This is a genomic window from Bradyrhizobium sp. WSM2254, from assembly GCF_000472645.1.
Lineage (GTDB): Bacteria > Pseudomonadota > Alphaproteobacteria > Rhizobiales > Xanthobacteraceae > Bradyrhizobium > Bradyrhizobium niftali.
The window spans coordinates 44,721-52,318 of record NZ_AXAB01000058.1 but is presented as its reverse complement, the minus strand read 5'-3'; the positions used below and the strand labels follow the sequence as shown (position 1 = coordinate 52,318).

Annotated in this window: 8 protein-coding genes; 2 read left to right on the top strand and 6 right to left on the bottom strand. The window is 60.5% G+C overall.

Annotated elements, in window-relative coordinates:
- Positions 1-521 precede the first annotated feature (521 nt).
- Positions 522-1,481, bottom strand: coding sequence for an N-carbamoyl-D-amino-acid hydrolase (locus A3M7_RS0133720; RefSeq protein WP_027547858.1), 960 nt, complete (start codon positions 1,479-1,481; stop codon positions 522-524).
- 249 nt (positions 1,482-1,730) lie between these two features.
- Here A3M7_RS0133720 and A3M7_RS0133715 point away from each other — a divergent pair, with 249 nt between their 5' ends.
- A complete protein-coding gene (locus tag A3M7_RS0133715) occupies positions 1,731-1,955 on the top strand; it encodes a hypothetical protein (protein ID WP_027547857.1) in 225 nt (74 codons plus the stop codon).
- 202 nt (positions 1,956-2,157) lie between these two features.
- Positions 2,158-2,484 carry a hypothetical protein gene (locus A3M7_RS0133705; RefSeq protein ID WP_027547856.1) on the top strand — a complete coding sequence of 109 codons (327 nt, stop codon included), beginning with the start codon at positions 2,158-2,160 and terminating at the stop codon, positions 2,482-2,484.
- A 9-nt stretch (positions 2,485-2,493) separates the two neighbouring features.
- On the opposite strand, the gene A3M7_RS0133700 is transcribed toward A3M7_RS0133705, so the two are convergent.
- From A3M7_RS0133700 to A3M7_RS0133680, 5 genes are all read right to left on the bottom strand, one after another.
- Positions 2,494-2,739: a hypothetical protein gene (locus A3M7_RS0133700; protein ID WP_027547855.1), complete on the bottom strand. Its 246-nt coding sequence runs from the start codon at positions 2,737-2,739 to the stop codon at positions 2,494-2,496.
- Positions 2,740-3,684: 945 nt separating this feature from the next.
- Complete coding sequence (locus A3M7_RS51390; protein ID WP_156937058.1) at positions 3,685-3,819, bottom strand: tannase/feruloyl esterase family alpha/beta hydrolase; 135 nt, start codon at positions 3,817-3,819, stop codon at positions 3,685-3,687.
- A 39-nt stretch (positions 3,820-3,858) separates the two neighbouring features.
- Positions 3,859-4,806, bottom strand: a complete 948-nt coding sequence (locus tag A3M7_RS45395; RefSeq protein WP_049823863.1) for an AraC family transcriptional regulator — start codon at positions 4,804-4,806, stop codon at positions 3,859-3,861.
- 113 nt (positions 4,807-4,919) lie between these two features.
- Complete coding sequence (locus A3M7_RS0133685) at positions 4,920-5,690, bottom strand: L-iditol 2-dehydrogenase (protein ID WP_027547854.1); 771 nt, start codon at positions 5,688-5,690, stop codon at positions 4,920-4,922.
- Positions 5,691-5,807: 117 nt separating this feature from the next.
- Positions 5,808-7,124 carry a sugar ABC transporter substrate-binding protein gene (locus tag A3M7_RS0133680; RefSeq protein ID WP_027547853.1) on the bottom strand — a complete coding sequence of 439 codons (1,317 nt, stop codon included), beginning with the start codon at positions 7,122-7,124 and terminating at the stop codon, positions 5,808-5,810.
- Positions 7,125-7,598 lie beyond the last annotated feature (474 nt).

Genomic DNA, 7,598 nt, shown 5'->3' with positions numbered 1-7,598 from the left:
TCGCCTTCGCGGAATTCACCGGCATCGCGCCGGTTGACGCGACTGCCGCCTCCGCAAGAGCTTGACCGTAGCAACGACGGCCAGGACCACACGGTTTTGCCGTACGCACGGCTCGCCATTTCGCCGCGGTTTTTCCAGCCCTGTCGACGGAGCCGGAAACCTGCTGGCGAGACGAACCTGNCAGCGCCGTTCGTCCGCACGAAGCCTTGGGGCTCACGGAGAGCAATCCGCCCTGCCCGCAACTCTCGCGCCCGACGCTGCCGCGTCCACCGCAAAGCCCGGCTCGCGAACATGACGACCACATGATCGCCCCTCAAGGATGAGCCGGGATGGGCGACACATACGGCAATTCCGAATTTCGGTAAAGTGGAATATTTTTGCGCAGGCGGGTTGACAGCTTCGCGAGTGTTTTGCCCGTCGGGCAAGATCTCGTAGCCCGGATGAGCGCAGCGACATCCGGGGCCTTGCCACCAGCCATAGCGGTCCCGGGTATCGCTGCGCTCACCCGGGCTACAGGAGCATCACCCCTTCGGCCGCACCGGCGTGCCGTCGGCCATCGTGGTCACGCCCTTGCGCTCCACGATCATCCCGTAGGCGCGGGGCTGGCGGTGGACGTCGAAATTGAAGGTGGTGCGCTTGTAGGAGTTGCAGAGATCGAGGTCGCAGCGCGCCAGCGCGATCTCGTCGCCCTTGGTGGTGCACGCCGCCACGATCTCGCCGGAAGGCGCGATGATGCAGCTGCCGCCGATGTGGTCGACGCCCTCCTCGATGCCGGCCTTGGCGACGCCGACCACGAAGGTACCGTTCTGGTAGGCGCCGGCCTGCATCACCAGGTGATTGTGGAACAGCGAGAGATCGTCGTGCTCGGGCGCGGGCGGATTGTGCACCGGCGTGTTGTAGCCGATCATCACCATCTCGACGCCCTGGAGGCCCATCACGCGATAGGTCTCGCTCCAGCGGCGGTCGTTGCAGATCGCCATTCCCATCACGCCGCCGAAGGCAGTGGTCACGCCGAAACCGCCGCCGGGCTCGAAGTAACGCTTTTCCAGATGCTGAAATTCGCGCCATGGCTCATGCTCGGCATGGCCGGGCAAATGGACCTTGCGGTATTTCGCGACGATCGCACCGCTCTTGTCCACCAGGATGGAGGTATTGTAGCGCCTGGTGACGCCGGCCTCGACCGTCAGCTCGGCATAGCCGAGGTAAAACCCGATGCCGATGTCGCGCGCGAGGTCGAACAGCGCTCGCGTCTGCGCCCCCGGCATCTCGCGCTCGAAGAAGGCGTCGATCTCCGCCTGGTCCTCGAAATACCAGCGCGGAAAGAACGTGGTCAGCGCGAGCTCGGGATAGACGATCAGGTCGCAGCCGCAAGCCTTCGCCTGGCGCATCAACGCCATCAGGCGCGCCACGACCTCGGTCCTCGTCTCAGCCCTGGCAATCGGGCCAAGCTGGCCGGCCGCAATAGTCACAAATCTCGCCACGCGTTTTTCCTTCGCTTCCTCGACCTGCGTCGCCACGCGTTATCGCGCGGCGCGCTGTCGTGATCGCCGACATGCAGATTCCGCACCTGTGGCGCTCGTCGCGCAAGGGTGAGCCGGCTTGCGCATCCAGTCGGGGAACCATCGTTGCCGATTTGCAACGGTTCCCCACGGTCTGAAGCCGGACAAGAGAAACTCCCATTGCGGCCACGAACCCCGCTCACAACGCCGTGAGACTACAGGGGAACTACGATGCGTGCACAACGCGTTTGGAAAGTGAACGGGGCCGCCAGCATCGGGCAGCTTCAATCGCGACTGGACGATCTGAACAAGCGTCTCAGTCAGCTCGAAAGCCAGCATCCTGAGAACTGGAAGGTCGAAGAGCTCAGATCAAGCGCACTCAGCCTGTCGCGCGAGATCGACGACATCCGCTGTGCCGAGGCGACGGCGGCACTGAGCGAGCTGCTGCGGAAGTAGGCGGGACTGCGGCGATTCGGCGTTGCGTCGGGAACCAACGTCCGCCGCCGCCATTTCCATCAGAGCATGGAGCAAATCATGACCAGGCACCTGACGCGAGCCCATCTCGCGCGCGGCGTGGCCGGCGCGGTTTCCACGCTGGTCCTGTGCGCGACGGCGGCATTCACCATCGCGCACCACTTCGCGCTGTGAGGGATTTCGCATGACATCCGACCCCGAGGAGTCGGTAAGGCTGCAGGGTTTTGGCGAGATGACGTTGCGCACGGCGGTCGCGACGCTGATGGCGCTGGCGCCACGCGAGCGATCGGAGGCCGCCGTCTTCCGCGTCCGCGACGGCTCGCGTTTGGCTGCGAGCGAGATCGCCGACCTCGCGTCGGATTGGGGCATGACGCCGATGGCGGAAGTCAGGTCGCCAAGGCTGGTGCCGGAGCAGCACTGGTCGGACGTCGTCCGCAGCATGGTGCGCGAGGCGCCGCTGCCGGCGCTGATGGTGGCGTTTCTGGTGGGCGTGCTGGTGGCGCGGCGGTAGTGCCGCGCCTCAAGCGGCGCGGGCCGATTTCGCGCGCTCCTCCAGTGCATTTATCGTCGACACGAGATTGTCACGTCGTACCCGAAGGGTTGCCGCGAGCAACGGATAGGACGGGTGCTGCCTGTCGAACACCCCGGCCTTGGCCTCTTCCTCGAGGATGTCGGAATTCATGAGCTGAACGCGCCACCACAGATCCGCAATCAGCGCGCTAAGCCGAAGCTCTCCAGTGGAGCCGAAACGGGACACTTCTGTCATTGTTTGCCTCAACCTGAAACAGTCCCTCCGCTAGGGGCTGTGTTTGGTCCTGACTGAGCAAACGGAGTGCCAGGGCTGCAGGCGGGTCAGATGCGCCAACCTGCACGATCGCGCGGCCTGCACGGGGGCGATCGCAATCGGCATGGCCAAGGCGCATCGGTCGCGGGAGCCATGCCACGCGCACAGACGTCCCTGCTTGGGCCAAATCGGCCGTGGACCCGCCCTGAAAATCGTTGCAAAAAGGCGCTCCCGAGGCGTCGGCGGCCGGTCCGCCAAGCCTCTGGAAAACGTCGACTTTTGGAAGAATGGTCGGAGTGGCAGGATTCGAACCTGCGACCCCTGCGTCCCGAACGCAGTGAGTATCTTCTAAGCAGTTGATATTTATCGCTCTGGCATGCGCTTGCGCCACGTTTTGTTCACGGTCGTTTCACCCAATTCGTTGCGATTTCGTTGCGGCGCTCTCAAGGAGAACGAGCGCTTGCCGCGAATGGCTTGGTTCAGAGCTGCTATTGTTGAGTCGCTGTGTGTGAAACGGAAAGGGAATCGACCCCTCGTATTCAGCTTGAAAGTCGCCGAATATCGCAATGTTTTCAAGAGCCGTTCTGACATGTCTCCGCGTTTTGGACGATTGAGATCACTACAGAATTTCTCTTTGTCAGAATGGCGGTTGCGAGTCTTATGGTCGCAGAACATTCGGCTCGATCGTACCGATAGGTTCAAATCGGAGACCGGCAACCCTCTCAAATTGCTAATTGAGGCAACAGCATGAGCACGTGGATCGGTCGGCCGGTTCGTGGGCAATATGAGAACTGAACGCCAGCGGTAAAGCAGCAGATCAATAGGACCTCCGGTGAGGCGCCGCTGGACTTTAGCACGGCCAATTCGTCGACGTTCGCATCGGTCGAGGGTCGTCTCATCCAAGGGCGAGCGACGGCTCCCGCTTGCTTAATTTGCCTCGCAGGTGAAGCGCCCGGCCCGATCCTCCGAGCCTTTGCCCGAGTACTTGGGCCAACGCGGATACTCACACAGGGATCGGGTGCGGCCGCGCGTCTGCCGCCAATTGGCGGCGACGAGCTTCAGTCACGAAAAGGTCTACGATAGCTCCGTCACAAGCAAAGATCATCTAGCTCCTTTCGGGCACGGACCATGACCGGGCGGACACTTGCGAAGAGCGAGATCCCGATATTGCGATGGCGTCATTCCCCGTCGCTTCAGGAAGTTCCGATTGAAGTTGGACAGATTGAGATAACCCACCTCGTAGCAAATGCCTGAGACCGGCTGCTGTGTTTCAGCCAGAAGCCGGCAAGCGCGGCCAATCCGCAACTCGGTCAAATAATCTGTGAAGCTGCGGCCCGAGTTCGTCTGAAAGAAGCGGCTGAATGTACTTTCGGTCATGCCCGCCACCTTGGCCACATCGGGAAGAGACAGGTCGGTCGCCATACGGTCGTATATGTAACTGCTGCAACGCTGCATGATGTCGAGGGCCGAAGAGTTCAGATCCGGAAAAAATTCCGGAGACGAAAGAACCTGACAGGTGCTGGAGGTTGCCAATAGTTCGAGGAGCTGCAGGAATCGGTTCAATCGATCGAGCCCCCTCGCATTTCCCATCGCCTCAAGCGCATCTGCGCCGATGCGAGCCGTATCTCCGGAAAACAAGATTCCTCTCAGCGCCAGCTCGAAAAATTTCTCCAGCGCTGCAACCTCGGGCAGGTGGGTACTTGCCTTTTTCAGCTTCTCGGGATCGAACTGAACGACGAGGTCCCTGGCCGCGACGATCTCGCCCGTGCGAATGTGAGAAACCCAATTGTGGGGGAGGCCGCTGCCGACGATCGTCAGATGGCCCGGCGAGAATTCGCCGATGTAGTCACCGATGAATACCGTGCCGGTTGACTTGCGGATCAGGTGGATCTCGAACTCCGGGTGAAAATTCCATACAGAACGTGCCCAGGGATAATCGTCGATCCGCCAGAGGAACGTCTCGTTTTCCGCCGTCAGGACTTGCTCAAACCGGGGTTGAGCTTCGCCCGCCCTTCGGTCAACTTTCGCATTGTTGACGGTTTTCACCATCGCCGCGCGTTTCCAGCTTCATGGCCGTCGATTCAGCCGAGGAAGCGTAGCAGGGTGGGCATCCGAAAGCAGCGCAAACCTCGATATCGCCTGTTGGGCGAAGTCCCCTCCCCTCAACTCATCCATTGCCCGCCATCGACGTTGAAGGTTTGCGACACGACATAATCGCTTTCCGGGCTCGCCAGGAAAACGGCGCATCCGACCAGGTCCTCCGGCTTTCCCATTCGGCCAAAAGGGACATCCTGGCCGACACGACGCTTCTTTTCGCCTTTCGGGAGGCCTTCGTATTGAGCAAACAGGGCGTCGACATGATCCCAATGCTCGCCGTCGACGACGCCTGGAGCAATGGCGTTCACATTGATCCCGTGCTTGATCAGGTTCAGCCCCGCTGATTGCGTGAGACTTATGACAGCGGCTTTGGTGGCGCAATACACGGCGACCAGCGCCTCGCCGCGCCGACCCGCCTGGCTCGCCATATTGATCATCTTTCCGCCTCTGCCTGACGCGATCATGTGCCGCGCGACGGCTTGCATGGTGAAGAGCACACCGTGCACATTGACGCTGAAAAGCCTATCATAGCTTGCCGGCGTGACGTCTACAATCGGAGCGAGATCGAACAGAGCAGCGTTATTGACAAGGATGTCGATCTTGCCGGCTCTATCGACAACCGAATCGACACCGGCTTGAATCGACCCGAAATCAGCCACGTTCATGTATACCGCAGAGCAAGCTGGTCCAATTTCCGCGGCAGCCCGTTCTGCGGCGCCCAGGTCGATATCCCCGATGACAACCGTGCCGCCTTCCCGGACATAGGCCTCTGCGAACGCCCGCCCAATGCCACGCGCTCCGCCCGTGATGAACGCAACCTTGTTCCTCAACCTCATTGCCGGATTCTTCCTATCAGCCGCAAAACGTGGATTTCGCTTTCCTGTCCAAGGAGGCTGCCCGGTATGCCGGGCAGCCCAGGTCTGTGGACGCGACAGCGTCCAGGGAGAAACGAACTATTTGATGTAGCCGGCCTTGGTCATCTCGCGGGTCGCAATGTTCTGCGCGGCCGCGAGAGCGTCGTCGACCGAACTGCTGCCGGCGAGAGCACCCGAGAATTGTTGGCCGACCGCGGTCCCTATGGCCTGGAATTCCGGGATGGCGACGAACTGGATGCCGACATAGGGGACCGGCTTTACGGTGGGATGGGCAGGGTCAGCCGAGTTGATCGAATCCAGGGTAAGCTTGCTGAACGGCGCGGCCTTCTGATACTCGGGATTCTCGTAGAGCGACTTGCGTGTGCCTGGAGGCACATTGGCCCAGCCGTCCTTCGAAGCGACGAGTTCGAGATAATGTTTGCTCGTCGCCCAAGCGATGAATTTCTTCGCCGCTGCGGCTTTCTGCGAGCCCGCGGGTACTGCAAGCGACCAGGCCCAGAGCCAGTTGGCGTTTTTTCCGAGACCAGTATTCGGGGCCAGAGCGAAGCCGACTTGGTCGGCGACTTTTGAATCCTTCGGGTTGGTCACGAACGAGGCCGCGACAGTCGCATCAATCCACATGCCGCAATTGCCGGCATTGAAGAGCGCAAGATTCTCGTTGAACCCATTCGAGGAGGCGCCGGGAGGACCGGCATCGCGCATGAGCTTCACGTAAAAATTCAAGGTGTTCTTCCATTCCGGCTGATCGAACTGCGGCCTCCATTTCTCATCGAACCATCGTGCGCCAAACGAGTTTGCCGTCGCCGACAGAAAGGCCATGTTCTCACCCCAGCCTGCCTTGCCGCGCAGGCAGATGCCGTAGGTTCCAGAGGACTTGTCCGTGATCTTGCGAGCGGCGTCGGCGACAAGATCCCATGTCGGGCTCTCCGGCATCTTGATGCCGGCTTTGTCAAACAGATCCTTGCGATACATGATCATCGAGGATTCGCCGTAGAACGGCGCCGCATAGAGCTTGCCGTCCAGCGATAGACCGGCGCGGATAGCCGGCAGGAGGTCGTCGACGTTGTAGTCGGCGCCGAGATCGTTGAGCGGCACCAACCAGCCTTTCTTAGCCCAGATCGGAACCTCATAGGTGCCGATCGTTAGGACGTCGTACTGGCCGGATTTGGTGGCGATGTCGGTCGTCACCTTCTGACGCAGGACGTTCTCTTCAAGGGTGACCCAGTTCAGCGCGATGTCCGGGTTCATCTTGGTGAAATCATCGGTCAGCTTCTGCATGCGGACCATATCGCCGTTGTTGACCGTCGCGATCGTCAATCTGGTCTCCGCCATGGCGCCGGACACCAAGGCGACGGCTGCAACTGCGCCGAGGGAGCTAATTGCGAGCAACTTCATGAATTTCCTCCGAAGGTCTTTGAGTTTTTAAAGACGATTGGGAGGCGTATTCCGACGAGTTATGATCGTCTCGATATGCCGAGCCCTGCCTGAGGTTCGGGTTGGATGACCAGCACGGCTAGAGCCCTGGGTGCAAAAACTGATACTTTTATGCAGTTGCGTTTGACGTGGACCACCAGCAGTCCTTTGGCCGACAGAGACGGCCGGCGATTATTTCGCCGAAACAAGAATGGCCCCTTGATGCTGGCCGTTTTCGTATCGAAGCCAAGGCGGTCCAACATGCCGCGCGAACGCGGTCACTGGTCTGATTGCATCTCTTGAGGCAATGCGAAAGCGACGATCTCGTTGCCAAGCTTCGTCTGAAGCGCCTTATTGCCGCCGGCGGCAATGACGACGAACTGGCGGCCACTTCGTGGGCTGATGTATGTGGCTGGCCTCATGCAAACCACCATGCGTTGGCAGCAAACAGTCGGC